This is a genomic window from Pseudacidovorax sp. RU35E, from assembly GCF_900156165.1.
GTDB lineage: Bacteria > Pseudomonadota > Gammaproteobacteria > Burkholderiales > Burkholderiaceae_C > Xenophilus.
This window is the reverse complement of the sequence record NZ_FTMY01000002.1, coordinates 21,935-48,801: the sequence shown is the minus strand read 5'-3', so window position 1 is coordinate 48,801 and position 26,867 is coordinate 21,935. Positions and strand designations below refer to the sequence as shown.

Annotated in this window: 23 protein-coding genes and 1 tRNA gene; 8 read left to right on the top strand and 16 right to left on the bottom strand. The window is 69.1% G+C overall.

The features are described 5' to 3' along the window. Positions 1-2: 2 nt before the first annotated feature. The 6 genes from BXA03_RS03035 to BXA03_RS03010 form a co-directional block, all read right to left on the bottom strand. On the bottom strand, positions 3-761 hold the full coding sequence (locus BXA03_RS03035; RefSeq protein WP_076503732.1) for an SDR family oxidoreductase: 759 nt from the start codon (positions 759-761) through the stop codon (positions 3-5). Between the two features lie 30 nt (positions 762-791). Beyond that, the gene (locus tag BXA03_RS03030; RefSeq protein ID WP_076503731.1) at positions 792-1,607 is read right to left on the bottom strand and encodes an alpha/beta fold hydrolase; all 816 of its coding nucleotides are present in this window, start codon (positions 1,605-1,607) and stop codon (positions 792-794) included. 84 nt (positions 1,608-1,691) lie between these two features. Next, positions 1,692-2,639, bottom strand: a complete 948-nt coding sequence (locus BXA03_RS03025; RefSeq protein WP_076503730.1) for a GlxA family transcriptional regulator — start codon at positions 2,637-2,639, stop codon at positions 1,692-1,694. Between the two features lie 334 nt (positions 2,640-2,973). Further along, positions 2,974-3,047 (bottom strand) — tRNA-Gly (locus BXA03_RS03020). Between the two features lie 111 nt (positions 3,048-3,158). Continuing rightward, positions 3,159-4,835 carry an HD domain-containing phosphohydrolase gene (locus BXA03_RS27530; protein WP_159444699.1) on the bottom strand — a complete coding sequence of 559 codons (1,677 nt, stop codon included), beginning with the start codon at positions 4,833-4,835 and terminating at the stop codon, positions 3,159-3,161. A gap of 243 nt (positions 4,836-5,078) precedes the next feature. Beyond that, positions 5,079-5,996 carry a hypothetical protein gene (locus BXA03_RS03010; protein WP_076503728.1) on the bottom strand — a complete coding sequence of 306 codons (918 nt, stop codon included), beginning with the start codon at positions 5,994-5,996 and terminating at the stop codon, positions 5,079-5,081. A gap of 141 nt (positions 5,997-6,137) precedes the next feature. Between BXA03_RS03010 and BXA03_RS03005 the strand changes: the two genes are divergently transcribed. Beyond that, positions 6,138-7,334 carry a cation:proton antiporter gene (locus BXA03_RS03005; RefSeq protein WP_076503727.1) on the top strand — a complete coding sequence of 399 codons (1,197 nt, stop codon included), beginning with the start codon at positions 6,138-6,140 and terminating at the stop codon, positions 7,332-7,334. A 24-nt stretch (positions 7,335-7,358) separates the two neighbouring features. Here the strand turns inward: BXA03_RS03005 and BXA03_RS03000 are convergent, their stop codons facing one another. Genes BXA03_RS03000 through BXA03_RS02990 form a run of 3 tightly spaced genes read right to left on the bottom strand, consistent with a single transcriptional unit; the run spans position 7,359 to position 10,165 of the window. Then, positions 7,359-8,342, bottom strand: coding sequence for a Bug family tripartite tricarboxylate transporter substrate binding protein (locus BXA03_RS03000; RefSeq protein ID WP_076503726.1), 984 nt, complete (start codon positions 8,340-8,342; stop codon positions 7,359-7,361). Between the two features lie 42 nt (positions 8,343-8,384). Next, complete coding sequence (locus BXA03_RS02995; RefSeq protein WP_076503725.1) at positions 8,385-8,783, bottom strand: AtuA-related protein; 399 nt, start codon at positions 8,781-8,783, stop codon at positions 8,385-8,387. A gap of 11 nt (positions 8,784-8,794) precedes the next feature. After that, positions 8,795-10,165, bottom strand: a complete 1,371-nt coding sequence (locus BXA03_RS02990; protein WP_076503724.1) for an acyclic terpene utilization AtuA family protein — start codon at positions 10,163-10,165, stop codon at positions 8,795-8,797. 82 nt (positions 10,166-10,247) lie between these two features. Here BXA03_RS02990 and BXA03_RS02985 point away from each other — a divergent pair, with 82 nt between their 5' ends. After that, a complete protein-coding gene (locus BXA03_RS02985; protein WP_076503723.1) occupies positions 10,248-11,129 on the top strand; it encodes a LysR family transcriptional regulator in 882 nt (293 codons plus the stop codon). Positions 11,130-11,223: 94 nt separating this feature from the next. Here BXA03_RS02985 and BXA03_RS02980 read toward each other — a convergent pair whose 3' ends face one another. From BXA03_RS02980 to pncB, 6 genes are all read right to left on the bottom strand, one after another. After that, positions 11,224-12,573, bottom strand: a complete 1,350-nt coding sequence (locus BXA03_RS02980) for an amidohydrolase family protein (protein WP_076504765.1) — start codon at positions 12,571-12,573, stop codon at positions 11,224-11,226. Between the two features lie 151 nt (positions 12,574-12,724). Then, complete coding sequence (locus BXA03_RS02975; RefSeq protein WP_076503722.1) at positions 12,725-13,906, bottom strand: MFS transporter; 1,182 nt, start codon at positions 13,904-13,906, stop codon at positions 12,725-12,727. Continuing rightward, positions 13,903-15,276 (bottom strand): DNA recombination protein RmuC, encoded by a 1,374-nt coding sequence (gene rmuC, locus BXA03_RS02970; RefSeq protein WP_234983579.1) that lies wholly within the window; start codon positions 15,274-15,276, stop codon positions 13,903-13,905. The genes BXA03_RS02975 and rmuC overlap by 4 nt, the downstream gene beginning before the upstream one ends. Positions 15,277-15,284: 8 nt before the next feature. After that, a complete protein-coding gene (locus BXA03_RS02965) occupies positions 15,285-16,280 on the bottom strand; it encodes a 2-hydroxyacid dehydrogenase (RefSeq protein WP_076503720.1) in 996 nt (331 codons plus the stop codon). 62 nt (positions 16,281-16,342) lie between these two features. Then, positions 16,343-17,725 (bottom strand): sodium:proton antiporter, encoded by a 1,383-nt coding sequence (locus tag BXA03_RS02960; RefSeq protein ID WP_076503719.1) that lies wholly within the window; start codon positions 17,723-17,725, stop codon positions 16,343-16,345. 53 nt (positions 17,726-17,778) lie between these two features. Continuing rightward, entirely contained in the window at positions 17,779-18,996 is a 1,218-nt protein-coding gene (gene pncB / locus BXA03_RS02955; RefSeq protein WP_076503718.1) for a nicotinate phosphoribosyltransferase, read from the bottom strand. Between the two features lie 211 nt (positions 18,997-19,207). On the opposite strand from pncB, the gene BXA03_RS02950 reads away from it, so the two are divergent. Together BXA03_RS02950 and BXA03_RS02945 are read left to right on the top strand one after the other, a co-directional pair. Next, entirely contained in the window at positions 19,208-19,441 is a 234-nt protein-coding gene (locus BXA03_RS02950) for a CsbD family protein (protein ID WP_076503717.1), read from the top strand. Between the two features lie 69 nt (positions 19,442-19,510). After that, positions 19,511-19,921: a hypothetical protein gene (locus tag BXA03_RS02945; protein ID WP_076504762.1), complete on the top strand. Its 411-nt coding sequence runs from the start codon at positions 19,511-19,513 to the stop codon at positions 19,919-19,921. Between the two features lie 105 nt (positions 19,922-20,026). Here the strand turns inward: BXA03_RS02945 and BXA03_RS02940 are convergent, their stop codons facing one another. Continuing rightward, on the bottom strand, positions 20,027-20,464 hold the full coding sequence (locus BXA03_RS02940) for an acyl-CoA thioesterase (RefSeq protein ID WP_076503716.1): 438 nt from the start codon (positions 20,462-20,464) through the stop codon (positions 20,027-20,029). A 162-nt stretch (positions 20,465-20,626) separates the two neighbouring features. Between BXA03_RS02940 and BXA03_RS02935 the strand changes: the two genes are divergently transcribed. From BXA03_RS02935 to rpoD, 4 genes are all read left to right on the top strand, one after another. Next, entirely contained in the window at positions 20,627-21,184 is a 558-nt protein-coding gene (locus BXA03_RS02935; protein ID WP_076503715.1) for a phasin family protein, read from the top strand. 134 nt (positions 21,185-21,318) lie between these two features. Further along, the gene (locus BXA03_RS02930; protein WP_076503714.1) at positions 21,319-22,077 is read left to right on the top strand and encodes a 3-hydroxyacyl-CoA dehydrogenase; all 759 of its coding nucleotides are present in this window, start codon (positions 21,319-21,321) and stop codon (positions 22,075-22,077) included. A 101-nt stretch (positions 22,078-22,178) separates the two neighbouring features. Then, complete coding sequence (dnaG, locus tag BXA03_RS02925) at positions 22,179-24,095, top strand: DNA primase (protein WP_076503713.1); 1,917 nt, start codon at positions 22,179-22,181, stop codon at positions 24,093-24,095. 334 nt (positions 24,096-24,429) lie between these two features. Then, entirely contained in the window at positions 24,430-26,838 is a 2,409-nt protein-coding gene (gene rpoD / locus BXA03_RS02920) for an RNA polymerase sigma factor RpoD (protein WP_076503712.1), read from the top strand. Positions 26,839-26,867: the final 29 nt, after the last annotated feature.

Sequence of the window (26,867 nt, the reverse complement as noted above, 5' to 3'; positions counted from 1 at the left end):
GGCTACACCGGGATCGGGTTGGCCGCGATCTCGGCATTGAAGCCGTCCACCAGCGCATGCTCGCCCGAACCGGGGTTGTCGCGCAGCGGGCGGATCGCCTCGACGAAGACCTCGGGTGCGTCGGTCGCCAGGCCCTTCATCGTCTCGGCGATGAAGGCGTCCAGCGGCATGGCGCGCGGGTCGCCGCTCTTCTTGATGAGGTCGGTGTCCACCCAGGGCGGCGCGATCTCCTGCACGGTGACAGTGCTGCCCTTGAGCATGAAGCGCTGCGACAGCGCATAGGAATGCAGCGCCGCCTTGGAGGCCGAATAGACCGCGTTGGTGGCGATGGGCACATAGGCCAGCACCGAGGTGTTGTGGATGATGGTGGCGCGCGGCTGGGCCTTGAGGTGCTCGATCAGCGCGGAGGTCAGGCGGATGGGCCCGAGCAGGTTGGTGTCGAGGATGCGCCGCGAGACGGCGTCGTCGATGCAGCCCGAGGGATCGTCGAAGGGCATGATGCCCGCGTTGTTGATCAGCACGTTGAGCGCCGGGTAGTCGCGGATCAGCTGCGCGGCCACGCGGTCGATGTCGGCCGGGTTCTCGATGTCGAGGGCCACGCCCTCGATGCCGGGGTTGGCGCGCGCCACCTCGTCGAGCAACGCCTCGCGGCGGCCCGCGATGATCACCTTGTTGCCCAGGCGATGGAACTGCTCGGCCAGCGCGCGGCCGATGCCGGAGGTGCCGCCGGTGATGAAGAGGGTGTTGCCGGTCATCTGCATGATGAAGTCCTTTCGATGAATAAGGCGGGATCAGGCGAGGAAGAGGTCGAGCTGGACCGCAAAGTCCTCGATCTCCTGGAACAGGAAGGCGTGGCCCGCGTCGGGATAGAGCACCAGCCTGGCGTCGGGCGCCTGCTGCGACAGCACGTACGAGCGGTAGGCCGGCAGCATCACGTCATGGGCGCCGTTGGCCACGAGCATCGGCAGCCGCAGCTCCCGGGCACGATGCAGCACGCCGGGCCAGGACGAGATGGCCTTGACCTGCGCCATGAAGGCCTCGGCCGTGACGGCCGGGCCGATGTCCGCTTGCGCGGCAATGCGCGCCAGCGACGCCCGGCCCGCGGCCACGGCCGGTTCGGTCTCGGGATAGAAGAGGAAGAGGAAGTCCGGCGCGTCGTTGACGCCCCGCGTCATCACCTGCGGCACGCGGGGATGCGGCTGCGGCCCGTCGGTGATGCCGCCGGGGCTGGAGCCCGCCACCACCAGCCGCCGCACCAGATGGGGCGCGTCGAGCGCCAGTTGCTGCGCCACCACCCCACCCAGGGACCAGCCCAACACATCGGCCTGCGACAGCCCCAGCGCCACGATCACCTCGGCCGCGACTGCGGCCATGCCGGCGATGCTGTCCGGCACGCGGCCCTCGGAGCGGCCGATGCCGGCGCTGTCGAAGCGGATCACCCGGCGCTCGGCCGCGATGGCCTGGATGAAGGCCGGATCCCAGTCGTCCAGCGTGCCGCGGAAGCGCTGCAGCAGCACCAGCGGAATGCCGCCCTGCGGGCCGTCTTCACGGATGGCGAGGCGGCCGTGGCTCGTCTGCAGCCAGTGATTGCGCGATTCGGCGTTCATGTCGTTCGTCCTTGTGCGATGAAAGCCTGAAGATTAGGCCTCGCTCGCACGGCACGAATGACATGGAAACGGCAATTCAAGACATCACACGGATTCGTCCTCCATCAGGCGCAGGCTGCGTTTCAGGCCGGCGGGTGGCTGTCCGTAGTGGCGCAGGAAGGCGCGGCGCATGCGGTCGCGGTCGGCAAAGCCGGTGTCGCGCGCCACCACGTCCAGGGGGTGGCGGCCCTCTTCGAGCATCACGCGCGCCGCCTCCAGCCGCAGCATCTCGACCGCCTTGGCCGGCGACTGGCCCGTCTCCTCGCGGAAGAGCCGGCTGAACTGGCGCGGCGACAGGCTGGCAGCATCGGCCAGTTCCTCGACCGAGAGCGGATTGCGCAGGTGCTCGCGCGCATGGGTCAGGGCGCGCCGGACGCGGTCGGAGCGCGGCTCCAGTTCGAGCATGGCCGAGAACTGCGACTGGCCGCCCGGCCGGCGGTGATAGACCACCAGCTTGCGCGCCACCGAGCGCGACACCGCGGCGCCGTGGTCGTCCTCGATCAGCGCCAGCGTGAGGTCGATGGCTGAGGACATCCCGGCCGAGGTCCAGACCGGTCCATCGCGGATGAAGATGCGGTCCTCGTCCACCCGCACCTTGGGAAAGCGCCGCTGCAGATCGCGGGCATGCGCCCAGTGCGTGGTGGCCGCCCGGCCGTCCAGCAGGCCGGCTTGCGCCAGGACGAAGGCGCCGGTGCACACACCGGCCACGCGCCGCGCCTCCTGGCCGGCGCGCGCCACGAACTCGCGCACCCCGGGCGAGACGTCGGAAGGCACCAGCTCGCCCGCCGCCATCAGCGTGTCGGGCATCACGCCGAAGGGCACCGTCTCGATGCCCGCGTTCATGGACGAGCGCACGGTGCCGCCGTGCTCGGACAGGACCGTGAGCCGATAGCCCGCCGCGCCCAGCTCGGCATTCGCCAGTTCGAAGGCAGACAACGCCGCCAGGCCCATGAGCTGGAAACCGTCTTCGAGGATCAGACCGACTTGGCGCATGCTGTGCTTCCTGAATTGCTGAAACACGCATTCTCAGCCACAGCCGCACGGAACTGAAGCGCGAGCGCCGGCCGCCGCATCTGCACTGACTGGCCATGTGGACGCGAAGAACGTTGCTCTCGGCGCCGTTGCGCTTGTTCACGAGCCAGTCGGGTGGGGATCAAGCAACGCCACCGGGCACGCGAGAACGGTGTCGAAGATGCCCACCCTTCGATCCCTGGCACGCGTACGTGGACCGCGACGACTTGGGCGGCACCTGACGCAGGAAGGTGGGAGAGGCGGAAAGGTCTGCCTTGCAGCGAAGTCCTGAAGGACGACGGAAGGCGGGAAGAGGTGGAGCGGGTGAAGGGAATCGAACCCTCGTATGAAGCTTGGGAAGCTGCCGTTCTGCCATTGAACTACACCCGCCTGGGCGGCCCGCGGGGGGCCTGGAGGCTGTCTCGCCTGCTCGGGCGAAGACAGCGCGGGAGTGTAGCACCGGGGCTCGCGCCGCCCGCCGTGCGAGGCACCCGACTTGCGTCAGCGCCGCGCGTCCGCCGTCCCGCTCTCGGCCGCCACCAACGCCCCCTCGGGCGTGCCGACCACCTCACGCACCCAGCGCTGGCGCATGCGCAGGATCCGGGGCAGCGCCCGCACGAAGGCGTCGACCAGACGCGGCTCGAAGGCCGTCCCCGCGCCTGCCCGGATGTGGGCCACGGCATCGTCCTCGCTGAGGGCACCGCGGTAGGGTCGCGGCGAGGTCATGGCGTCGAAACAGTCCGCGATGGCCACGATGCGGGCCGCCAGCGGAATCTGCTCGCCCGCCAGCCCCGAGGGATAGCCCGTGCCGTCCCATCGCTCGTGATGGCACAACGCGATGTCGCGGGCCATGCCCAGCACGTCCGAGGGATCGTCGCCGATGAGTTGCGCGCCGAGCAGCGGATGCGCCCGCATCACGGTCCACTCGTCGGCATCGAGCGGCCCGGGCTTGCGCAGGACGGCATCGGGCACCGCCACGATGCCGAGGTCATGCAGCGGAGCCGAGCTCTGGAGCATGGCGCACCAGTCGGCCCGGGCGCCCGCCTCCAAGGCGATTTCGTGGGCCGTCTGGCTCATGCGCTGGATGTGCGAGGTGCTCACGTTCGCGCGCATGGCCGCCGCGTCGCACAGGCGCTGAAGCTGGCGCAGGCTGGACTGCTGCGCCGCCAGCATGCCCAGCGCGGCCAGGTGGGTCCGCACGCGGGCTGCCACCACATGCGGATAGAAGGGCTTGGTGATGTAGTCGGCGGCCCCCAGCCGCAGCGCCTTGGCTTCCGCGTCGCCGTCGTGCACGGCGGTGCAGAAGATGATGGGGATGTGCCGGGTCGCGGCATCGGTCTTCAACGCCTCGCAGACGGCGTAGCCGTCCATGCCGGGCATCATCAGGTCGAGCAGCACCAAGTCCGGCCGCCGCTCGCGGGCCAGCTCGACGGCGCGCCGGCCATCGGTGGCGAAGATGAGGTGGTAGTCGGCCTGCAGCGACAGGCGCAGCAACTGCAGGTTGCTCGGCTCGTCGTCCACGAGCAGCAGGCTCTGGCGCCGCGCATCGGCGGCATCACGCACCACGGGACTCGCAGGCGCATCGGACACCGCCGCGCCCGCTCCTTGATCGAGGCTCACGGCGCTGAGCTGTGCCGCCGGCATCGGCCGCAGGAAGGCTGCACGCTCCTCCCCCTGGGCCAGCAGCCATGCCCGTCCCAATCCCCGCGGGAGGATCACCGGCATGCGTCGGGGCTTGCCCGGCGGGCCGTAGTTGCCCATCAAGGGATGGCCAACGGCATCGACCGTGAGCAGTCCGACGCTCAGGCGCCGAACGCCGCTTTCATCCGCCCAGCTGCTCCACAGGCCGGCCAGGTAGAGGGGTCCGTCATCGCGTCGGCCGATGCGCGTGGCCCACGGCTCGCCGCTGGCATTGCGGTGATCCGGCACCTGCAGGGCCGATACCGGCACGAGGCACTGCTGAGCCCCCTGCCAGACACTGCGGACCGCCGCCTTGCCCACCTCATCGTCCCGGATGAGTGCCGTGCGCGCACGCATCGCGGCCGCCAGCCCGGCGCGGTGCGTCTCGCGCGTGACGAGGCCCCAGCGGCCATTCGCCATCACGATCTCGCCCCCACGGCGGAAGACGAAGGAGAGCTCGTCGCCCGGGACGACGGGAGCGTCAGCGGCCTCGGGCAAGACCCAATCGCCCGCGCGAAGGTCGCGGCGCAAGGCCTCCCAGTGGTGAGGCCGCGCAGATTCAAGACTTGAAATCATGGGGGGCACAGCGCCAGGACAGTCACGCACGGGCCGTGTCCCGGAGGGACGTCCGGAGGCATCGGCAGGGGCACCTCCTGCGGGCGCCGGCGCCCGACGCTGCAGAAGCGCCCCGTTGCGCTTTTAACAATATTTACAGTCTAGCCTGCGCGGCCCACGCCGGACTTACGCAGGGGGACCCGTCAGCCACTGCTGCGTTTCCTCATCGAAGCCGGACACGGGTTGTGCCTTGGCCAGGGACATCCACACGCCGAAGGGAATGCGTTCAACGGCACGGTGCACGGCAGCGCGCGCCACCGTGAGGCGGCTGCCATCGAGCAGCATCACGCCGCATTCGGCCGGCACGTCCTCGATGCCACCGATGGGCCGGCCACGGGCGTCATTGCCCAGCACATACCAGCACTCGCCGCCCAGGTCGAGGTAGGCCGCACGCTTGTCGGGCCGGCGCAGGTCGCCAAGCAGGTCCGCCCGCGTGACCTTGACTTCGTGCACCACCGGATGGGCATAGGCCTCGACGGTGGTGTTGCGGATGGAGAACACGTCGGGCCGCGCGATGCACCAGCGTGCGGGCCCGTCCGGCGCCAGCGGCGGCAGGCGCGCGCGCAGGCTGAGGCCGCGCCAGGCGATGCGGCCGCCCCGGGTCATCTCCCGGGCCACCTGTTCAACCAGCGCTTCGTGGGCGGACATGGCACTGCGATTGCCGGCCAACGCACCGGCAAGCCGGGCCAAGCCGGCATCGCTCAGGCGTACCGTCTCATGGCCCAGGGCGGACCGCACACGCTCCAGAAGGCCGGCGGCCAGCAGGTCCACCTCGATCGCATCGCAGCAGGGCCAGCCGGCCGAACGGTAGACCTCACGCAGCCGACGCATGTGGACCCGGCCCAGTGCGGCCACCGGGCCAGGCGGATCTGCGACCGGTGGCGCAACGGGCGGGTCGGTGACCGGGATTTGGGGTTCCAGGGGATCGCCGGCCGGCGGCGGGATGATGATGGGTGGCGACGCTGGCGGCTGCCCCGGCGCTGGCGGCGGCGGGTTCGAAGGCAGGGGCGCCGCCCGCTCGGCGCTGAGGGAAGGAGCGGACATTCCCGCAAGGCTAACGCCAACGCGGCAACCCTGGCCGCAGGTGCGATGTTGCGGCCTTCGCTTCGAGGGCGAGGCGGCCCGCTCGGGTTCGACGCGGCGGCATGTCACACTGCCGCCGCCATTCAACCCGCCCAAACCCTGATGACCGTCTCCGAAGTCTTTTTGATCGCGATGCTGATCGTCTTCTCCCTGCCCTACCTGCTGTGGCGGCTGGGGCGCACCGACTACTTCGCTCCGCTGGTGGTGGTGCAGATCATCATGGGCATCCTGCTCGGGCCCGGGGTGCTGGGCGCCGCCTTTCCCGACTACTACCAATTCGTGTTCAGTGCGCCGGTGATTCAGTCGCTCAACGGCGTGGCGCAATGGGCGGTGATGCTCTTCGTGTGGATCGCCGGCATCGAGCTGGACCTGCGCAAGGCCTGGACGCACCGCGGCGAAAGCAGCGTGACCGCCGGCCTGGCGCTGGGCGTGCCGCTGCTGCTGGGCAGCGCCGCGGCGCTGGTGCTGCTGATGCAGCCGGGCTGGATGGGCGCCAAGGCCCAGCACTGGCAGTTCGTGCTGGGCATCGGCATGGCCTGCGCGGTGACGGCGCTGCCGATCCTGATCCTGCTGATGGAAAAGCTGGAGATCCTGCGCCAGCCGCTGGGCCAGCGCATCCTGCGCTATGCCAGCCTGGACGACATCGCCATCTGGGGCGTGCTGGCCGTCATCCTCACCGACTGGGAGCGCGTGGGCCGCCAGGTGGGCTTCCTGCTGGTGTTCGCCGTGGCCTCGGTGCTGTTCCGTCGGCTGATGCGCCGCGTGCCGGAGCGCGACCGCTGGTACCTGGGTCTGATCTGGCTGGCCGCCTGCGGACTGGGCGCCGACTGGTCGGGCCTGCACTACATGGTGGGCGCCTTCATCGCCGGCGTGGTGATGGACGGCGACTGGTTCGACCAGGAGCATATGGACCTGCTTCGCCACCACGTGCTGCTGGTGATCATGCCGGTGTTCTTCCTGAGCACCGGGCTGCGCACGAGCTGGCAGGTGGGCGGCTTTGCCGTCTTCGGAGCAGCCGCCCTGCTGCTGGCGGCCTCGGTGGCGGGCAAGCTGGCCGGCCTGGGCCTGGCCGGCCGCATCCTGGGCTGGGGCCGCGGCGAGGGCATGCTGATCGGCTGGCTCCTGCAGACCAAGGCGCTGATCATGATCATCTTTGCCAACGTACTGCTGGACAAGGCCATCATCACCAACACCACCTTCACGGCCCTGCTGCTGATGGCGGTGGCCAGCACCATGCTAACGGTGCCGATGGTCACGCCGCGGCTGCGGCGCATGGGCCAGGCGGCCGGCGGGCGCTGAGCGCCCGCGCCGGCCCGGGCGGCGCTATTCGGCCTCGATGCCCGCCGCCTTGATGACCTGGCCCCACTTGCGCGTCTCGCCGGCCTGGAAGCGGGCCAGTTCCTCGGGCGTGGTGGTCCAGGCCTCGGAGCCGGAGCCGTCGAAGAAGCCCTTGGCCGCGGCGCTCTTCGTGGCCTTGCCCAGCACTTCGTTGAGCTTGGCGACGACCGGCGCAGGCGTGCCGGCCGGCGCATAGGCCGCGAACCAGTAGCCCATGTCGTAGCCCTTGACGCCGGCCTCGTCCAGCGTGGGCACGTCGGGCAGCTGCGTGCTGCGCTTCTGCGTGGAGTAGGCCAGGGCGCGCAGCTTGCCCGCCTTGATCTGCGGCACGCCGGTGGAGGTGTCGGTGATCATCATGTCGATCTGCCCGCCCAGCAGGTCGGTGATGGCCAGCGGGTTGCTCTTGTAGGGCACATGCAGGATGTCGACATGGGCCATCTGCTTGAGCATCTCGCCCGCCACGCGGCTGGACGAGCTGCCGCTGCCGAAGCTCATCTTGCCAGGGTTCTTCTTGGCGGCGGCCAGCAGCTCGGCCACGTTTTTGTACGGCGCGCTGGCGTTGACCACCAGCACCTGGCCGCCCTTGCCCAGGCCGGTGACGGGCGCGAAGTCCTTCACCGGGTCATAGGGCAGCTTGCGGTAGAGGTGCTCGTTGGCCGCATGCGTGGTGTTCGTGGTGATGAGCACCATGTAGCCGTCGGCCGGCGCCTTGGCCACGTACTGCGCCGCGATCATGCCGCTGGCGCCGGCGCGGTTGTCCACCACCACCGACTGGCCGGTCTGCTCGGTGAAGGACTGGCCCAGCGCTCGCGCCAGCTGGTCGGTCGCGCTGCCGGCCGCAAAGGGCACGACGAAGGTGACGGGCTTGGCGGGATAGGCCTGGGCCTGCGCCAGGCCGGGCAGCGCGGCGGCGGCGGCCAGTGCGGCGGCAAGCCAGGTGCGTCGGTGCAGGGGCGGGAATCGGTTCATGTCTCTTGTCTCCTCGGGTCGGGGGTGGATGAAGGAAGGTCGTCAGTCGATGGGGGGACCGGCCAGATGCCCGCGCAGCGCGGCAGGCACCCGCACCGGCAGGTCGAGCAGCAGGTACGACAGCGCCTTGCCATGGCTGTCGAGGTTGAGGGCGTCGTTGACGCCGCCGTCGAGCACGTCGTCGAGCACGAAGTTCATCGCCTGCAGCCTGGGCAGCAGGTGGCGCGTGACGCGGCTGGGCCGGCGATGGGCGAACAGCGCGGCGACGGCGTCCTCCGTCACCTGCTCGACCAGCAGCGGCCACAGGTCCGGATGCCAGGCGATCACGCTGATGTTGGAGCGGTTGCCCTTGTCGCCGGTGCGGCCGTGCGCCAGCCGATGGAGGGGCACGACCCGTTCGGCATCGGCGTGCGGGGCGGAGGGGAAAGGCGTGGGATTCATCGTCGGCCTCCTCAATCGGCCATGAAGTAGCCGGTGCTCACCGCCTCACGCGGCACCAGGCAGGACAGCGTGCCCAGGCGCGGCCGCATGCCGGTGCGCACGCCGCCGCCACCGGCGGGCCCACAGCAGTACAGCGCCGTGACCTCGCGCACCAGGCGGCGCGCGACGGCCGCGTCGGCATGCTGCAGGGCCACGCGCAGGCGGATGTCGCGCAGGGCGTCGTCCGGCGCAGCGGGGGCGGCATCGAGTGCCGCCGCCAGGGCGCGGCCCGCGTCGTCGCCGAAGATGCTGCAGGCGCCGATCAGGTCCACCCGCAGCGGGCCGGCATCGCGCAGGCGCTCGCGCAGCACCTCGCCGGCCAGGCGGGCCCGACCCAGGGCGCGGGCGCCCGCGTAGCTGATCTCGCCTTCGGCGAACCAGCCGGTGGCATGGCACACGTTGACCTTGAGCGTGGCCGGGCGTGCATGACCGCGCACGCCCTGCAGGCGCACGCCGCGCGCCGTCTGCAGCACCTCGGCCTCGCGGATGTCGGCCACCACGTCGGGCGTGAGGTAGGCGCCGGGGTCGTGCAGCTCGTAGAGGAGCTGTTCCTTGACCGTGTGCAGGTCCAGTCGGCCGCCGGTGCCTTCGGGCTTGAAGAGGGTGCAACTGCCGTCGGCCTCGATCTCGGCGATGGGATAGCCCAGCTCGGCCAGGCCCGGCACCTCTTTGTAGCCCGGGTCGGCGAAGTAGCCGCCAGTCACCTGCGCGCCGCACTCCAGCAGATGGCCGGCCATCGTGGCGCCGGCCAGGCGGTCCCAGTCGTCCAGCGCCCAGCCGTAATGCGCCAGCGCCGGGCCCAGGGCCAGCGCCGGGTCGGCCACGCGGCCGGCGACCACGATGTCGGCACCGGCGCGCAGGGCGTCGGCGATGGCCTCGGCGCCGATGTAGGCGTTGGCGCTGACCGGCGGATCGGCCGGCATGGCGGCGCCCAGGCACTGGGCCAGCAGGTCGTGGTGTTCCGGGCCGGAGAGGTCGTCGCCATGCACGACGGCGATGCGCGGCGCGCGCAGGCCCAGTCCGCGCGCCAGTTGCTGGATGCGCCGCGCCGCGCCGTGCGGATTGGCCGCGCCGAAGTTGCTCACGATGCGCACGCCATGGGCCAGGCAATCGGCCAGCACGGGGCGCAGCAGCTCGTCCAGCAGCGGCTCGAAGCCCGCATCGGGGTCGTCGCGGCGGGCCAGTTGGGCCAGCGCCAGGGTGCGCTCGGCCAGGGTCTCGAAGATCAGCACGGCGCTCTGGCCGCGGGCGATCAGTTCGCGCACCACGGGCGCGGCGGCGTCCACCCGGTCGCCCGAGAAGCCGGCGGCGCAGCCGATCAGCAGTCGTTCCTTCAGTGCCATGCGTGTCTCCTGCGACGGCACTCTAGGCGCGGGGCGTTATTCTGTGAAATAGATTGTCAGGATCAATTCATCCGCATCACCAATGAATCTGAGCAGCCGGCAGCTCGATGCCTTCCTGGCCCTGGCCACCGAGCGCCACTTCACCCGCGCGGCCGAGCAGTGCCACCTGTCGCAACCGGCCTTCAGCGCGCTGATCCGCACGCTGGAGGAAGGCCTGGGGCTGCGCCTGTTCGACCGCAGCACGCGCCATGTGGCGCTGACCGACGAGGGCCGCAACTTCATGGCGGCGGCCGAGCGCATCCGCGCCGAGATCGACGCGGCGCTCGATGCCGCGCGCGACAGTGCCCAGCTGCGGCGCGGGCGCGTGTCGCTGGCGCTGCTGCCCTCGCTGGCCGCGGGCTGGCTGCCGCAGGTGCTGGCGGAATTCCGCGAGGCCCATCCGGGCATCGTGCTCGAGATCGCGGACGTGCTCTCCGAGCCCTGCATCGAGCGCGTGGCCGGCGGCCAGGCCGACCTGGCGCTGGCCGCCATCCGCGCCGACACCCCGCTCCTGCAGGCCGAGCCCTTCTGCAGCGACGACTTCCACCTGGTCTGCCGCGACGATCATCCGCTGGTGCGGCGCCGCAAGCTCACGGCTGCCGACCTGGGCGACTGGCCCTTCATCCACCTGGCGCGCACGAGCAGCGTACGGCAGTACCTGGAAGCGGCCCTGCATCCACAGCCGCTGCGCACGCTGATGGAGGTGGAGCAGCTGGCCACCGTGATGGGCATGGTGCGCGCCGGCCTGGGCATCAGCATGGTGCCGACGCTGACGCTGTTCCACTTCCAGCAGCCGGGGTTGCACACACGCCCGCTCCCGTTGCCGGGGCTTAGCCGGCAGGTCTACCTGGTGCGACGACGTGACCGGTCGCTGTCGCCGGCGGCGCAGGCGCTGCTGACACTCGTACGCGAGCGGCGGCCCTGAAGAACGGCGAACGAGCCGCCGACGAGCGTTGCGCTTGCGGCGAGGCTGCGGCCCAACGAAGTCTCTACGGCCCGCAGCTTCTTTCCCCTGACCCTCAGCGCCAATACGCCCGCCCCTGCGCGCCCCAGAGCTCGCGCGAGGCCGCCTCGGCCTCGGCGCAGACGGCATCCATGTCCACCTTGGTGGGCAGGCCGTCTTCGACCAGCAGCTCGCCCTGCACCGCGACGTGGCGCACGTCCCGGCCTTGGCCGCAGTGCACCAGCGCGCCCAGCGGATTCACATGCGGCCGCAGGTGCGGGCGACGGCCGTCGACGACCACGAAGTCGGCCGACTTGCCGACGGCCAGGCTGCCGATCTCGGCCGCCAGCCCAAGCGCCCGGGCGCCGCCCATCGTGGCCATCTCGAACACATGGTGCGGTTGCCAGCCGTCGTCGACACCGCCTTCCTGCACCCGCGCCGTGGCCAGCGCCCAGCGCATCAGCTCGATCATGTCGCCATGCTGCGTGTCGGTGGCCAGGGCCATGTTCACGCCCAGTCGCTTGAGCATGGGCGTGGGCGCGAGCCGGCCGGAGGCGGCATTGCACTTCGGAATGTGCACCGCATGCGCGCCCGCCTCGGCCATGCGGGCGGCATCGGCCTCGCTCACATAGATGCAGTGGCCGCCCATCAGCCGATCGTTGAGCAGGCCGGTGTCTGCCAGCACCTCGGTCGAGCTGCGGCCCGTGCGTGCGCGCACACGCTCCACTTCCACCTTGCTCTGGCCCAGATGAGTGCTGACACGCAGACCGCGGACGGCGGCGGCCTCGCCCACCTCGCGCAGGAAGGCGTCGGAGCAGGTGTCCACCGCATGGGCCGCCAGGTTGACATGTACCCGTGGATGGGCCTGCCAGCGCGCATGCAGCGCCAGCCCCGCGCCCAGGGTGGCCTCGCCGATGGCCGCGCTGTGGTGCCAGTCGCCGTGCGCCACGCGGGCGAAATCCACGTCGTGGATGCGCCAGCTCGGCGCGAGCCGCAGGCCCAGTTCGGCCATGGCCTCGGTGCAGACGTCCGCGTGCACGAAGTTGTCGCCGACCAGGGTGGAACCGGCCAGCAGCGACTCCAGCGCGCCCAGACGGGCCAGCGCGCGGGCCTGCGCCTCGTCGACCTGCGTGCCCTTGGGAATGCCCGGCGTGTACGAAGGCGCGAAGCCCAGGTCCGCCGCCACGCCGCGCACCATGCTGAGGATGCTGTGGGTGTGCACGTTGACGAAGCCGGGCGTCACGAAATGGTCGGCCAGCCGCAGCGTCCGGGCGGCCGTGTAGTGCGCGGGTGGCTTCGCGTCCAGCCAGGCGATGCGACCGTCGCGCACGCCGAGGGCGGCGCCGCGGATCTCGGGACGGGCAGGATCGGCCGTCAGCGCGATGGCATCGAGCAGCAGCAGGTCGAAGTGGATGGGTTCGGTCATGGGCACTTTCGGGCCGGCTTGGTGCACCGGCGGGATGAATGCCATGACCCAAGCAATGGCCGTGCCATTTTGTATCCAATTCAGAGCCAGTTTGTGGCCAGTTGTGGCAGCGCACCGCGCGTCCGGCAGGTGGAGGCGCCCGCCCTGCAGCTCAACCGTGCGGCTCTTCCGGCGCCTGCAGCCCGCGCACGGCCGGCGTGCCCACCGCCATCACCGCGCCCACCACCCAGAACACACCCGCCACCCCGATCAGCGCGCCCAGGGAGCCGAACAGCAGCGGCATCACCACGCTCGATGCATTGATGGTCATCAACCGCAGGCCCAGCGCCTCGCCTTGCCGGTGATGCGGCGTGATCTGGTGCAGCATGCTCATCACCATCGGCTGCACCGCGCCCAACGCAAAGCCCAACAGCACCGAGCACGCCCCCATCGCCCACGGGTCGCGCAGCAGCGGATAGAGCGCGAACACGGCCAGCACCACCAGGTTGGAGGTCAGGATCACCTGCCGCTCGGTGGCTCGGGCCGCCAGCACCGGCAGCAGCATGCGCACCAGCGCCGCCGCGATGGCGAAGCCGCCGAGCAGCGTGCCGATGACCGACGCGCCCAGCCCGCGTTCATGGCCCAGCAGCGGCAGCACGAAGGCATGCACGTCCCAGCTGCAGGACTGCATCCAGTTGACGAACAGCAGGCGCCGGAACATGGGCTCGCGCAGCAGGTCCCAGGCCCGGGTGCCGGGCGCGTGGACGGCGGGCGCGGCCGAGGGCGCTTCCCGCGTGGGCCGCACCAGCATCCAGCACGCCAGCGGCAGCGTCGCCAGGAAGGCGAAGCAGATCGCATAGGCCCGCGCATCGCCGGCCGTGCTGCCGGCATGGTCGATCAGCAGGCCGGCCGCGAAGGGTCCGAAGAAGTTGGCGCCGGCCGGCGCGATGGCCAGCCAGCTGAACACCTGCCGCAGTTGCGCCGTGCCCTGCGCCGCCCGGCCCACGTGCCGCTGCAGCGCGATGACCGTGGCGCCGGTGGCACCGCCGGTGAGCAGGGCCGACACGCACATCGCCGGAAAGGCCGGCCACAGCAGCGGCAGCAGCGCGCCGACGAAGGCGGCGGTCACCGCCATCGCCATCGGCCGCTTCAGGCCGTGCCGGTCCACGTAGCGTCCGGCCGGCAGGGCCAGGAAGACCTGCGTCAGTGCGAACAGTGAAATCAGCACGCCCACGGAGGCCGCCCCGTGCCCTTGCTGCAGCATCAGCAGCGGCGCCGCCAGCCGGATGCCGGCCATGGTGGCGTGCAGGCAGACCTGCGCTGCGATCAATCGCGCGAGCTCGGCGCCCCTCACGAGGTGCCGCCTTCGTCCACCTCGGCCTGGTCGGCGGCGGCCTCGGCCGCCGTGGGCAGCAGCTGCTGGGCCTGCGCTTCGGGCAGCGCCTCGACACTGCGCAACTTGCGCGTCAGCACATTGGTGCGGGTCTGCGTCTGGTCCAGCGTATTGAGCACGGTCTGGGTCTGGCGCTTGACCTTGTCGAGCACCTCGCCGAACTTCATGAACTCGGTCTTCACGGCGCCCAGCACCTGCCAGACCTCGCTGCTGCGCCTTTCGAGCGCCAGGGTGCGAAAGCCCATCTGCAGCGAATTGAGCATGGCCAGCAAGGTGGTCGGGCCGGCCAGCGTCACGCGGTGGTCGCGCTGCAGCGCCTCCATCAGGCCCGGGCGCCGCAGCACTTCGGCATACAGGCCTTCGGTGGGCAGGAAGAGGATGGCGAAGTCGGTGGTGTGCGGCGGGCACACGTACTTCTCGTGGATGCCGCGGGCTTCGAGCCGGATGCGCGTCTCCAGCGCCTTGGCCGCCACCTCCACCGCCAGCGCGTCGGCGCGTTGCTGGGCGTCGAGCAGGCGCTCGTAGTCCTCGTTGGGAAACTTCGCGTCGATGGGCAGCCACACCGGCGTGCCGTCGCTGCTGCGACCCGGCAGGCGGATGGCGAAGTCCACCACCTGGCGCGACTCCGGATGGGTGGCGACCTGGGCCGCGTACTGCTCGGGCGCGAGCACCTGCTCCAGCAGCGCGGCCAGTTGGGCCTCGCCGAACATGCCGCGGGTCTTGACGTTGGTCAGCAGGTGCTTGAGGTCGCCCACGCCCTGCGCCAGCGTCTGCATCTCGCCCAGGCCCTTGTAGACCTGCTCCAGCCGCTCGGCCACCTGACGGAAGCTCTCGCCCAGGCGGGCTTCGAGCGTGCTCTGCAGCTTCTCGTCCACCGTCTGGCGCATCTCCTCCAGCTTGGCACTGTTGCTGGCCTGCAGCTGGGCGAGCTGCGTCTCCATGGTCGCGCGCACCTCGGCGATGCGGCGGGCATTGGATTCACTCAGGCCCTGCAGCTGGCTGGTGAGCGTCTCGGCCAACGCCTGGCGCAGGGTGCCGATCTGCTGCGCGAAGGCGTCGAGCTGCGCGTTCTGCGTGCGCGTGGCCTCGGCGCCCTGCGCCAGCAGCGTCTGCTGGAAGGTGGCCAGGGCGGCCGCGCTTTCCTGCCGGCCGGCACGGGCGCTCTCGGCGATCTCGCGGCGCAGTGCGCGTTCGTTGCGCTCCAGCAGCGCCTGGATCGGGGCCGCCAGTTGTCCCACGTCGGGCTCCGCGGGCCGGCGCAGCAGCAGCACGGCCAGCAGGAGGAGGTTCAGCAGCCCGAGGCCCAGCAGCAGCCAGTCCTGCAGCGTCATCGCCTCCGTCATTGACCGCGCACCCGGCCCAGCACGTGCGGATTGACGGGCGTGCGCGGCTGGCCGGTGGTGAGGAAGGCGATCAGGTTGTCCACTGCGAGGTCGGCCATGGCTCGGCGCGTCGCTGTCGTCGAACTGGCGATGTGGGGCGTGAGCACCACGTTGGGCACGCCGAGCAGGTCCGGATGCACCTTGGGCTCGCCCTCGAACACGTCGAGGCCGGCGGCGGCGATGCGCCGGTCCTTGAGTGCCTGGGCCAGGGCCGCGTCGTCCACGATGCCGCCGCGGGCGATATTGACCAGCGTGGCCGTCGGCTTCATCTGCGCCAGCTCGGCCGCGCCGATGCTGTGGTGGTTGGCGGACGTGTAGGGCAGCACCAGCACCAGGTGGTCGGCGGTGCGCAGCAGCTCTTCCTTGGCGACATACGTCGCCTTGCATTCGGCCTCCAGCTCGGGCGAAAGGCGCGAGCGGTTGTGGTAGACCACCTTCATGCCGAAGCCGTGCGCGCCCCGCCGGGCAATGCCCTGGCCGATGCGGCCCATGCCCAGGATGCCCAGCGTGCTGCCGTGCACCTCGGCACCGGCGAACATGTCGAAGGACCACTTGGTCCATTGGCCGGCGCGCAGGAAATGCTCGCTCTCGGTGATGCGGCGGGCCGTGGCCATCAGCAGCGCGAAGCCGAAGTCGGCCGTGGTCTCGGTCAGCACGTCGGGCGCGTTGGTGCCCAGCACGCCGCGGGCCGTCATGGCGTCGACGTCGAAGTTGTTGAAGCCCACCGCCATGTTGGCGCAGATGCGCAACTGCGGGCAGGCGTCGAGCACCTCGGCGTCGATGCGCTCGCTGCCGGTGGTGAAGACGCCGACCTTGCCCTGCAGGCGGCGGATCAGCTCGGCCTTGGACCACAGATCGTCGGCAGGATTGGCCTCGACCTCGAAATGCTCGGCGAGCCGCGCCACGGCTTCGGGAAAGACGGCGCGGGCGACGAGGACGGCGGGCTTGCTCATGGATGTTTCCGTTTTTCGAAAGAGCCGCCGGTGCGGGTCGGCCGCCAGCGGCCGCGCCCCGCTCAGCGGAAGAAGATGAAGGTGACGAGCACGAACAGCGGCAGCAGCACCGCGCCCGACCACGCCATGTAGCCGAAGAAGCTGGGCATGCGCACGCCGCGGTCCTCGGCGATGGCCTTGACCATGAGGTTGGGCGCGTTGCCGATGTAGCTGTTGGCGCCCATGAACACGGCACCGGCCGAGATGGCGGCCAAGGTCGCGGCATGGGTGGTCATGAGGGTGGCCGGGTCGCCACCCGCGGTGTTGAAGAACACCAGGTAAGTCGGCGCGTTGTCCAGGAAGGAGCTCAGCAGTCCCGTCGCCCAGAAGTACATGGCAGGCTCGGGCTGGCCATCCGGCCGGGTCACCGCCGCCACGACGGCGCCGAACGGCCCGGCGGTGCCGGCACGCAGCATGGCGATCACCGGCACGATGGTCAGGAAGATGCCGGCGAAGAGCTTGGCCACCTCCAGCATGGGGCCCCAGCCGAACTGGTTGGCCTCGTGCACCTCGCGCCTCGTGAGCGCCAGCGACAGCAGCGTCACGCCCACCAGGCCTACGTCGCGCACCAGCCCCGGCAGGCCCACCGGCGTGCCGGCCACGTCGAACACCACCGGGCTCTTCCACAGGCCGCTCAGCAGCACCAGGCCCAGCACCACCGCCAGCAGCGCGAAGTTGACCTGGCCGTCGAAGCGCACGCCGCGCGTGTCGGGCGTGGGGTCGACGGGCATCACGCCTTCGTTGCGGTAATAGAAGCGGTCGAGCACGAAGAAGATGCCCAGCAGACACAGCATGACGAAGGCCGTGTCGGGCAGCAGGTGCCAGGTGGTCCAGAAGAACTCGACGCCCTTGAGGAAGCCCAGGAACAGCGGCGGGTCGCCCAGCGGCGTGAGCGAGCCGCCCACGTTGGAGACGATGAAGATGAAGAACACCACCACATGCGCCTTGTGCTTTCGGTTGTCGTTTGCACGGATGAGCGGGCGGATGAGCAGCATCGAGGCACCGGTGGTGCCCATGATGCTGGCCAGCACGCCGCCGATGGCCAGCAGCCCGGTGTTGAGCGCCGGCGAGCCATGCAGGTTGCCGCGGATGTGGATGCCGCCGGCCACGGTGAACAGCGCGGTCAGCAGCACGATGAAGGGGATGTACTCGGCGAGCAAGGCATGCACAACCCGCGCGCCCGCGAGCGCGGGCCCGAAGACGGCCGCGAAAGGCAGGAGGAAGGCCAGCGCCCAGGCCCCCGCCACCTTGCCGAAATGGTGGTGCCAGAAGGTGGGCGCCAGCAGCGGCATCAGTGCGATCGACAGCAGGATGCCGGCGAAGGGCAGGCCCCACAGCGGCGACAACGCAGCGCCGTCGAAGGTGGCCGCCTGCGAAAGCGCGGGGGCTGCCAATGCAGCCCCCATGAAAGCCCGCGAGGGGCGAATCCGGCGAAGAAGTGAAGTCACGTTGGCGTTGGTCAAGGCGTGGCGGGCTGGGGAATCTCGAACACCTGGCGCAGGTACGCGAGGTACTTCTCGTCGTCGCACATGCCCTTGCCCGGCGTATCCGACAGTTTGGCGACCGGCTGGCCGTTGCAACGGATCATCTTGATGACGATCTGCAGCGGCTCGTAGCCCAGGTCGTTGGTGAGGTTGGTGCCGATGCCGAAAGCCAGCTGGCACCGGCCGCGGAACTGGCGATAGAGCTCGATGGTGCGCGGCACCGTCAGGCCGTCGCTGAAGATCAGCGTCTTGGTGTGCGGGTCGACCCGGTTGGCCACGTAGTGGGCGATCATGCGCTCGCCCCATTCGAAGGGGTCGCCGCTGTCGTGCCGCGCGCCATCGAAGAGCTTGCAGAAGTACAGGTCGAAGTCGCGCAGGAAGGCGCTCATGCCATACACGTCGGACAGCGCAATACCCAGGTCGCCGCGATATTCGCGGGCCCACATCTCGAAGCCGTAGATCTGGCTGTCGCGCAGCCGGGGCCCCAGGGCCTGGCAGGCCTGCAGGTACTCATGGGCCATGGTGCCCAGCGGAATGAGGCCCAGCTTCATCGCGAACAGCACGTTGCTGGTGCCGGCGAACTGCGGCAGGCGCTCGGCGGCACGCGGCTGGGGACTCACGGCGCCGAGCTCGGCCGTCAGGGTGCGCAGCACCTCTTCGTGCCATGTCTTGGAGAAGCGCCGGCGGGTGCCGTAGTCGGCGATCTTGAGGTCTTCGAGACCCGCGTCCTTCAGCTGCCCGATCTTGGCGGTGAGGCGCTCGCGGCCCTCGTCCAGGTCGGGCTGCGGCCGCGTATTGCGAAAGTACACCTCGTTGACGATGGCCAGCACCGGGATCTCGAACAGGATGGTGTGCAGCCAGGGGCCCTTGATGTGGATGTCCAGCTCGCCGGTGGCCGTGTTGGGCACGATCTCGATGTACTTCTCGTTGAGCTTGAACAGGCCCAGGAAGTCGACGAAGTCGCTCTTGATGAAGCGCATGGAGCGCAGGTAGGCCAGCTCGGCTTCCTTGAACTGCACACTGCACAGCGCCCTCACCTCTTCGCGGATCTCGGCCGCGAAGCGCGCGAGGTTGACGCCGGGGTTGCGGCACTTGAAGCGGTACTCGACCTTCGCGCCCGGGAAGTGGTGCAACACCACCTGCATCATCGTGAACTTGTACAGGTCGGTGTCGAGAAGGCTCTGGATGATCATGAAAGCGGCTCGGCGCGCGGCGGCGCGGTTGTCTGCCCCGGGATGCGCGTTGTCCCCGGCCCGGCAGCGGTGGGACGGATTATCACGGGCATGGTGCGCCTGCGCCTACGAACCATCCTTTGGGCGTCCTACCGGGTCTGCACATGGGGCCCACCACAGTGCATAGCACGGCGGCACCAACAAGCCCCGCAGTCAACCGAAAGGAGATCCCATGAACAAGGACATCATCGAAGGCAACTGGAAGCAGTTGAAGGGCAAGGTCAAGGAGCAATGGGGCAAGCTGACCGACGACGACTTCGACGTCGTGGCCGGCAAGCGCGATCAGCTGCTGGGCAAGATCCAGGAACGTCATGGCGTCAGCCGTGACGAGGCCGAGAACCAGGTCAAGGCCTGGGAAAACGCCGAAGGCCGCACGCCTGCCGCCCTCTGGATGGAAAAGTACTGAGCCGCTCGGCCAGATCCATCCGACTCACGAATCCCCAGATTTCAATCGTTGCCCAAGGAGCACATCATGATGAAGAAGACCGCACTCACCCTCGCCATCGCCACCGGCTGCCTGTTCGGCGCCGCCCAGGCCAGCGCCATGACCAAGGACGAGTACAAGGCCGAGAAGGACAAGATCTCCGCCCAGTACAAGGCCGACAAGGCCCAGTGCGATGCCATGAAGGACAACGCCAAGGACGTGTGCGAAAAGGAAGCCAAGGGCAAGGAAAACGTGGCCAAGGCCGAGCTGGAGCAAGCCTACAAGCCCAGCAACAGCCACGCCAAGAAGGTTGCCGAGGCCAAGGCTGATGCCGCCTACGACGTCGCCAAGGAAAAGTGCGACGACATGAGCGGCGACGCCAAGAACGCCTGCCAGTCGCAAGCCAAGGCCGATCATGAGAAGGCCAAGGCCGACATGAAGGCCATGATGGCCAAGAAGTAATTTGTCTCCTCGCGTTTGACGGAAGCGCTTTGGCGGCACCCTCGGGTGCCGCTTTTTTATGGGCGGTGCCGCGCGGCACCGCCCTTTTTCATGTCGGTGCGTCCATCAGCGCAAGTCGTCCAGCACAGCCATCAGTGCAGCCGGCAGGGCGACCGGGCGCTGCGTTGCGCGGTCGACATAGACATGCACGAAGTGGCCCTGCGCCGCGGCCGTCGGCGCCCCTTCGGCGAACAGCCCCACCTCATAGCGGACGCTGCTGCTGCCCACATTAGCCACGCGAACACCTGCTTCGATGGTCTGGGGAAAAGCCAGCGGCGCGAAGTAATTGCACTGCGTCTCCACCACGAATCCCACCGTGCTGCCCTTGTGGATGTCCAGCGCGCCACGCTCGATGAGCAGGGCATTCACCGCAGTGTCGAACCAGCTGTAGTAGACGACGTTGTTGACGTGGCCGTAGACGTCGTTGTCCATCCAGCGGGTGGTGATCGGGCGGAAGGCGCGGTAGTGGTCGCGCGGCTGAGGGGTGGGACGGGCGCTGCTCATGGCGGCCGATTCTGCCGGGCACCCCGAATAGGGGCTGTCACCTAAAAATGCTGCATCGCAGCAAAACGCCTTGAGATTGGCCGGCGCTGCTGCCATACTTCATCCCATGTTGCAGCGCAGCAAAAGCTGCAACCCCACTTCAACCACCTCCAGGAGCCCACCATGGCACTCACCGCCGACCAGATCATCGCCGTCCAAAAGGCCAACATCGACACGCTGTTCGGTCTGACGACCAAGGCCTTCGAAGGCATGGAAAAGCTCATCGAGCTGAATGTGACCGCCTCCAAGGCTGCCCTGAGCGAGGCCGCTGGCAGCGCCCACGCCGTGTTGGGCGCCAAGGACGCGCAGGAACTGCTGGCCCTGCAAGCCAGCATGATGCAGCCGATGGCCGAAAAGACCGCCGCCTACAGCCGCCACCTGTACGAGATCGCCCAGGGCACCAGCGCCGAGTTCACCAAGGCCTTCGAAAGCAAGGCCGTGGAAGCCCAGCAAGCCATGGTCGGCCTGATCGACAGCGCCGCCAAGAACGCCCCCGCTGGCTCCGAAACCGCCGTCGCCATGATGAAGAGCGCCGTGGCTGCCGCCAATAACGCCTTCGAATCCGTGCAAAAGGCCGTCAAGCAGGCCTCCGACGTGGCCGAAGCCAACTTCAACGCCGTCTCGACGCAGGCCATGAACGCCGCCAAGACCGCCACGAAGACGGCCACCGCCAAGCGCTGATTCATTGCAGGTTGTCTCCTTGGGTCCTCACGGGATCCATTCGGCCCCGCCTCGGCGGGGCTTTTTTTCGTCCGCGCCTGCCAGCGGCCCGCTCCTATCATGGCGGTTTTGCCCGCAACAAGGAGACAGCATCCATGCAGATCAAGGACAGGGTTTTCATCGTCACCGGCGGCGCCTCGGGCCTCGGCGAAGGCACGGCGCGCATGCTGGCCGAGCACGGCGCCAAGGTCGTCATCGCCGACATGCAGTCGGACAAGGGTGAGGCCGTCGCCGCCGAGATCGGCGGGCGCTTCGTGCGCTGCGACGTGAGCCAGGAGGCCGACGGCCAGGCCGTGGTGGCCGCGGCGCTGGAACTCGGCAAGCTGGTCGGCCTGGTCAACTGCGCCGGCATCGCACCGGCCGAGAAGACCGTCGGCAAGAACGGCCCGCACGCCCTGGCCGTGTTCGAGAAGACGCTGCGCGTCAACCTGCTGGGCAGCTTCAACATGATCCGCCTGGCGGCCGACGCCATGGCGAAGAACGAGCCCGAGGCCACCGGCGAGCGCGGCGTGCTCATCTCCACCGCCAGCGTGGCCGCCTACGACGGCCAGATCGGCCAGGCCGCGTACAGCGCCAGCAAGGGCGGCGTGGTGGGCATGACGCTGCCCATCGCACGCGACCTGGCACGCAGCGGCATCCGCAACATGACCATCGCGCCCGGCATCTTCGGCACGCCCATGCTCTTTGGCATGCCGCAGGAGGTGCAGGACGCGCTGGCCGCCAGCGTGCCCTTCCCCTCGCGCCTGGGCACGCCGGCCGATTACGCGAAGCTGGCCAAGCACATCATCGAGAACGACATGCTCAACGGCGAGGTGATCCGCCTGGACGGCGCCATTCGCCTGGCACCGCGCTGACCCTGACCGGGCCGGGTTGACGGCTTTTCGCCGATACTTCCGTCTCGCCCGAGGGGGCGCCATCCGCAGGGAGGCGCCCCTTTTTCATTGGTTCTCGTCGCATGGCCATCCCCGAATCCTTCATCCAGGAACTGCTCACCCGCACCGACATCGTCGAGATCGTCGGGCGGCATGTGCAGCTCAAGAAGGGCGGCGCCAACTTCATGGGGCTGTGCCCCTTTCATGGCGAGAAGTCGCCGTCCTTCTCGGTCAGCCCGACGAAGCAGTTCTATCACTGCTTCGGCTGCGGAGCCCATGGCGATGCGATCCGCTTCCTGATGGAGCACACGGGCGTGGGTTTTCGCGACGCGGTGCAGGACCTCGCCGGCCAGTACGGCCTGCAGGTGCCCGACGACGACCCGCTCTCGCCCGAGCAGAAAGCCCAGGTGGCCGCCCGCCGCGAGCGCCAGGCCACGCTCACCGACGTGCTGGAGAAGGCTGGCGACGCCTACCGCCGGCTGCTGCGAGATTCGCCCCGCGCCGTGGACTACCTCAAGCGCCGCGGCGTCTCGGGCGCCATCGCCAAGCGCTTCGGGCTGGGCTACGCGCCCGAGGGCTGGCGGGCGCTGGCCAGCGTCTTTCCGGACTACGCCGACGCGCTGCTGGTCGAGAGCGGCCTGGTGATCGCCAGCGAGGAAGGCGAGGACGGCAAGCGCTACGACCGCTTCCGCGACCGGGTGATGTTCCCGATCCGCAACGTCAAGGGCGAATGCATCGGCTTCGGCGGCCGGGTGCTGGGCGACGAGAAGCCCAAGTACCTCAATTCGCCCGAGACGCCGGTCTTCAGCAAGGGCCGCGAGCTCTACGGCCTGTTCGAGGCCCGCACCGCCCTGCGCGACCAGGGCTACGCGCTGGTCACCGAGGGCTACATGGACGTGGTGGCGCTGGCCCAGCTCGGCTTTCCCAACGCGGTGGCCACGCTGGGCACGGCCTGTACCGACGACCATGTGCACAAGCTGTTCCGCTTCACCGATTCGGTGGTGTTCAGCTTCGACGGCGACGCCGCCGGCCGCCGCGCCGCCCGCAAGGCGCTGGAGGCCGCGCTGCCCCACGCCACCGACGTGCGCAGCGTCAAGTTCCTCTTCCTGCCCGAGGAGCACGACCCCGACAGCTTCATCCGCGAGAACGGCGAGGAGGCCTTCGCCCGGGCCGTGGCGCAGGCCGTGCCGCTCAGCCGCTTTCTGCTCGAAGCAGCGCGCGAAGGCTGCGAGCTGGGCAGCGCCGAAGGCCGCGCCCGCATGGCGAGCCAGGCGCGGCCGCTGTGGCAGGCCCTGCCCGAAGGCGCGCTGCGCCAGCAGTTGCTGGCCGAGATCGCCCAGGCGGCGCATCTGGAACCGGCGGGGCTCCAGGCCCTGTGGGCCGGGCAGACGCCACCGCCCTCGCCCGCCGCCTCCCGCGACGAGCACGCGTCACAGGACGTCCATGGCGAGTCGATGCCCCCGAACTGGGATGACGGCACGCCGGCGCAGCCGCGCTGGTCGCAGCAACGTCGCGGCGGCAAGCGGCCTTTCCTATCGGCGCCGCCCCGGCCCGCGGGCCCGCGCCCCAAACCGGCCAGCCGCGCGGACCATGCCGCGCGGCTGATGCTGGAGCGGCTGGCAACCTGGGAGCACCTGTCCGGCGAGGAACACACCCTGCTGTGCAGCCTGCCGCCGCCGCACGGCCCGCTGTTCGCGTGGCTGGAAAGCTGTCTGCACGAATACGGTCCCCTCGAATGGCCGCAACTGCGCGCCGACATGGCCGGCCAGGCTTTCGAGGAGCTCGCGGTGCGTCTGATGGCCGGGCCGGCCGGCACCGCAACCGATGCTGAATGGGATGCCGAACTGCGCGACCTGCTCGACCGCATGCTCATCGAGCAGCTCAAGACGCAGGAAACCGAAGCCATCGCCGCCGCCGGCCGCGATCCGCAGGCACTGGCGCGCTATCGGGAACTGCTGACCCGCCGCCTGGCGCTCGAGAAGAAGCAGCGCGCTGGTTGAGCGACAGCCCTCCGTTCACAAGCAGGCGCCACGCATGTCGCGCAGTCATTCCCCCGCAAACAGCGTAGGAATTGATTGACAAAGGTATAATCCCCGGCTCGTCTCGGCAAGAGCGACAGCAGCACCTCCGGACCCTGGCCCACCGATGCCCCCGTGCACGACCGGCCTTCTTTCTTCCGCAAGGGCTTGCATTCCAAATGTTCGCCCCCCCATCTTGCCTGGCGTGCCGATAGCGCGGTCCCCGCGTCCTCATCGGCACTCTCTCGCCGCGCCGGCCTGACGGCGCCTGTTGATTCAATTTCTTTCTGTGGGTCCTCACGGGCCCAGGGGTTCTATGCCTGCTCAAAAGTCCGGAAAGACGACGACAACCGCCGCCGCCAAGCCCGCTGCCAAGACCAAAACCTCGGCCGCCGTGGTCGCGCCTGTGAAGGCGACCACCACCACCCCGGCCAGCCAGTCCGCCACGAAAGCCAAGTCAGTGCCCGCAACGAAGTCCCCTGCCAAAGCCGAGAAGGCCACCGAAGAACTGAAGAAGACGACCGCCAAGGCCGCCGCTGCCGCCACGGCCGACGAGATCGCCGTGCCTGCCAAGAAGAAGCCGGGCCGCCCGCCCAAGGCCGCGGCCGACAAGGAAGGCGCCGCCACCACCGGCGCCAAGCGTGGCCGCAAGCCCAAGGCCGCCGCGGCCGAAGCCAAGGACGTCGAGGAAGACTTCTCCGACGTCGAGGCCGAATTCGCCGAGGAAGAGACGCCCGAACCCGAGGCCGCCACCACGGCGACGGTCGAGAAGGCCAAGCCGCTGCGCATGAAGATCAGCAAGGCGAAGGAACGCGCCTTGATGAAGGAATTCGGCCTGGACGAGACCGTCCTCTCCGAAGAAGACATGGCCAAGCGCCGCCAGCGCCTGAAGACGCTGATCACCCTGGGCAAGACCCGTGGCTACCTGACGCAGGGCGAGATCTCCGACCACCTGCCCGACAAGCTGGTCGATGCCGAGACCATGGAAGTCGTGGTCACCATGCTCAACGACCTGGGCGTGGCGGTGTACGAGACGACGCCCGACGCCGAGACGCTGTTCCAGAACAACGTCACGCCCACCGCCGCCACCGTCGAAGAGGCCGAGGAAGAAGCCGAAGCCGCCCTGTCCACCGTGGACAGCGAATTTGGCCGCACCACCGACCCCGTGCGCATGTACATGCGCGAGATGGGCACGGTCGAGCTGCTGACGCGCGAAGGCGAAATCGAGATCGCCAAGCGCATCGAGGGCGGCCTGCAGGACATGATGGCGGCCATCAGCGCCTCGCCGGCCACCATCGCCGAGATCCTGCGCATGGCGGCGGACATCCGCGAGGGCAAGGTCGTCATCTCCACCGTGGTGGACGGCTTCTCCAACCCGAACGAGGCCGACGACTACGTGGCCGAGGAAGACTTCGACGAGTTCGACGCCGAGGACGACGACGACGGCAACGGCGGCTCCAAGGCGCTGACCAAGAAGCTCGAGGAGATGAAGAACGAGGCGCTGTCGCGCTTCGACAGCATCGCCTCGCTGTTCGAGAAGATCCACAAGATCTACGACAAGGAAGGCTACGGCACGCCGGCCTACCAGAAGGCCCAGCAGTCCCTGTCGGAACAGCTGATGACCATCCGCTTCACCGCGCGGACCATCGAGAAGCTGTGCGACATGCTGCGCGGCACGGTGGAAGACGTGCGCAAGAAGGAGCGCGAGCTGCGCCGCATCATCGTGGAGAAGTGCGGCTATCCGCAGGAGGACTTCATCCGCGAGTTCGGCGGCATCGACAAGAACGGCAACCGCGTCCAGTCGAACCTGCTGAACCTGCAATGGATCGAAAAGCAGTCTGCCGCGGGCAAGCCCTGGAGCGGCGTCATGCAGCGCAACATCCCGCCGGTGCAGGAGCTGCAGCAGCAGCTGACCGACATCCAGTCGCGCGTGGTGGTGCCGCTGACCGAGCTCAAGGAAATCAATCGCCGCATGAATGCCGGCGAGAAGTCCTCGCGCGACGCCAAGAAGGAGATGATCGAGGCCAATCTGCGCCTGGTGATCTCCATCGCGAAGAAGTACACCAACCGCGGCCTGCAGTTCCTGGACCTGATCCAGGAAGGCAACATCGGCCTGATGAAGGCCGTGGACAAGTTCGAATACCGCCGCGGCTACAAGTTCTCGACCTACGCCACGTGGTGGATCCGCCAGGCCATCACCCGCTCGATCGCCGACCAGGCGCGCACCATCCGCATCCCGGTGCACATGATCGAGACGATCAACAAGATGAACCGCATCTCGCGCCAGCACTTGCAGGAGTTCGGCTTCGAGCCCGACGCGTCCATCCTGGCCGAGCGCATGGAGATCCCCGAGGACAAGATCCGCAAGATCATGAAGATCGCCAAGGAGCCGATCTCCATGGAGACGCCGATCGGCGACGACGACGATTCGCACCTGGGCGATTTCATCGAGGACACCAACAACACCGCGCCGATCGAAGCAGCCATGCAGGCCGGCCTGCGCGACGTGGTCAAGGACATCCTCGACTCGCTCACCCCGCGCGAGGCCAAGGTGCTGCGCATGCGCTTCGGCATCGAAATGTCCACCGACCACACGCTGGAGGAAGTGGGCAAGCAGTTCGACGTGACCCGCGAGCGCATCCGCCAGATCGAGGCCAAGGCGCTGCGCAAGCTCAAGCACCCGAGCCGCTCGGACAAGCTGCGTTCGTTCATCGACACGCTGTAAGCGCGTCCGACGCGCCCCGCTGACGCGGC